The sequence below is a fragment of the Exiguobacterium sp. s7 genome (genome assembly GCF_018618195.1).
GTDB classification, from domain to species: Bacteria; Bacillota; Bacilli; order Exiguobacteriales; family Exiguobacteriaceae; genus Exiguobacterium; species Exiguobacterium mexicanum_A.
The window spans coordinates 1-2,064 of sequence record NZ_JACSLO010000031.1; the positions used below are offsets into that span (position 1 = coordinate 1).

Genomic DNA, 2,064 nt, shown 5'->3' on the forward strand with positions numbered 1-2,064 from the left:
TCAACGGGCGACCGAGAAAGTGCCTGGACTGGAAAACCGCACACGAGGCCTTCACCGAGGAAGTGTTGCGCTTAATTTGACAAACCGTCTTATAAAAAAGAAATGTGTTTAATTTTTATCATAAAATCCGTTTGTGAAAAAACTATGCATTTTTTGATTAAATCTCTTGTCAATTTTTGAAATGAATTTGATATACTTTTTTGTAATATAGTGATGCTATACTCCTTTTAACAAATCGTTCGTCACTGTATCTTTATCTTTAAAGGAGTACAACTAATGAAAAACAAGGTAATACTTATCGCTTCTAGTGTCTTACTCACAACAACTTTTTCGATGCATAGTCCAAAAGTCGAAGCAAGTAGTGCATATAACGTAAAAGTGAAGACAGACGATCTTCGTGTTCGGACTGGTCCTTCTCTCAATCACAAAATTGTCGGCATCACTAACACTGGGCAGACCTTTTCTTATTTAGGAAAAAAAGGAGCTTGGACAAAAGTCCTTTACAAAGGAAACACACGGTATATCTATAGTTCTTACCTAAAAAAATATAAGAGCCACGTTGCCAAAAAAACATCATATAATAACTCTCTTTTTGCTTCTCCTACAGAAGGTCGGCTGACCCAAGGATACGGAAACTCTAATGGTGCTTACGGTTATACATTCCATAATGGCGTTGATCTAGCTGCAGCAAAAGGCACACCCGTCTACGCTTCTGCCAGTGGAAAAGTCATTACATCTAAAAACAGCGGTGCATACGGTAAACACGTTATGATTTCACATAGTCTACAGAATCAAAAATACGTAACCGTTTATGCTCATATGAACAGCCTTTCGGTAAAAAATGGTCAGACAGTCTCTAAAGGTATGAAGATTGGAACAGTTGGGAATACAGGAAACTCGTTCGGAAATCATTTGCACTTTGAGATTCATAAAAACAGTTATAAATACAGCAGTTATTCTGCAGCGAATAGTGTCAACCCAATGAACTATTTGTAACCTAAAAAAAAAGAAAAGATTAGACTGACCTAGCTGTATGAGACACTAATAAAAATACCTTGATTAGGCTACCGCCACACCATATTTTATCGGTGTGAGGTAGCCTAATTTTTCTTGGATACGTTCTTCGTTGTAGTAAGTTAAGTAATTATTCACCCGCTCACGCACTTCATAGTCGCTTAACGAGTTGAACTTGACGTACTGGAACACCTCAGACTTCAAGTTCGAATGAAACGATTCGATCACCGCATTATCCCAACAGTTGCCTCTTCGAGACATGCTGCTCGTCAGATACTTCCTCTTTACGAAATCTTGAAAGGCATATGATGTATAGACACTTCCTTGATCTGAATGGATGATAACCCCTTCGGGATTGTTCCGACTCTCCAACGCCATCCTTAACGTATCGATGACGAGGGGCGTCTGTTGATGATCGTATAGCTTATAGGCAACAATCTCATTGTTGAATAGGTCGATGATCGTGGAGAGGTACTTCGTCGTGCCCCCGTATTGGATGTAGGTGATGTCCGTCACCCACTTCTTATTCGGTCTACTGGCAGTGAAGTCTCGCTTGAGAAGGTCAGGGGCGATGACGATACTCTCACCCTGAGACTTCCATTTTCGTTTGGGTTTGATCCGACACTGGAGATGGTGCTTCTTCATGATTCTCTTCATTTCGAGACTCCGCTAGGATTACAGAAATATGGCCCCTGGCTTCATCGTGATGTGGTCGACTTCTTCCTTCACTACTGCGAAACCATGTTTACTCGATATAAAGGTAAAGTCCGATATTGGATTCCTTTTAATGAAATCAATGTCATGTCGACAAAACCATGGATGGGGGGAGGAATCCCTTCTTCAACGAAAGAATCACAGTTTATCGGTGCATTCCATCAGATGTTGGCGAATGCCAAAGCCGTGACACTTGCCCATGAAATTGATTCAGAGAACAAAGTGGGGATGATGTATAATGGCCACTTTGTATTTTGCAATACAAATGTGCACAATAATGCAACGAAAAGTACAGAACTTTGCCAGCTGGGTTTTAGTGTTTCGACAACGCATGCG

At 40.6% G+C, this 2,064-nt stretch carries 3 protein-coding genes; 2 read left to right on the forward strand and 1 reads right to left on the reverse strand.

Going from position 1 to position 2,064, the window contains the following annotated elements; genetic code table 11:
* The first annotated feature begins 276 nt into the window (after positions 1-276).
* On the forward strand, positions 277-996 hold the full coding sequence (locus tag KNP79_RS15500) for a peptidoglycan DD-metalloendopeptidase family protein (RefSeq protein ID WP_029336161.1): 720 nt from the start codon (positions 277-279) through the stop codon (positions 994-996).
* Positions 997-1,059: 63 nt separating this feature from the next.
* Here KNP79_RS15500 and KNP79_RS15505 read toward each other — a convergent pair whose 3' ends face one another.
* Entirely contained in the window at positions 1,060-1,671 is a 612-nt protein-coding gene (locus KNP79_RS15505; protein WP_029596456.1) for an IS3 family transposase, read from the reverse strand.
* Here KNP79_RS15505 and KNP79_RS15510 point away from each other — a divergent pair.
* Positions 1,645-2,064 (forward strand): family 1 glycosylhydrolase (locus KNP79_RS15510; protein WP_215192925.1); only part of this gene is annotated, 420 nt, incomplete at its 3' end. The genes KNP79_RS15505 and KNP79_RS15510 overlap by 27 nt on opposite strands.

Bases quoted from the DNA above. Each gene is read 5' to 3' on its own strand.
- KNP79_RS15500 (WP_029336161.1), top strand. From the start codon at position 277: ATGAAAAACAAGGTAATACTTATCGCTTCTAGTGTCTTACTCACAACA.
- KNP79_RS15505 (WP_029596456.1), bottom strand. From the start codon at position 1,671: ATGAAGAGAATCATGAAGAAGCACCATCTCCAGTGTCGGATCAAACCC.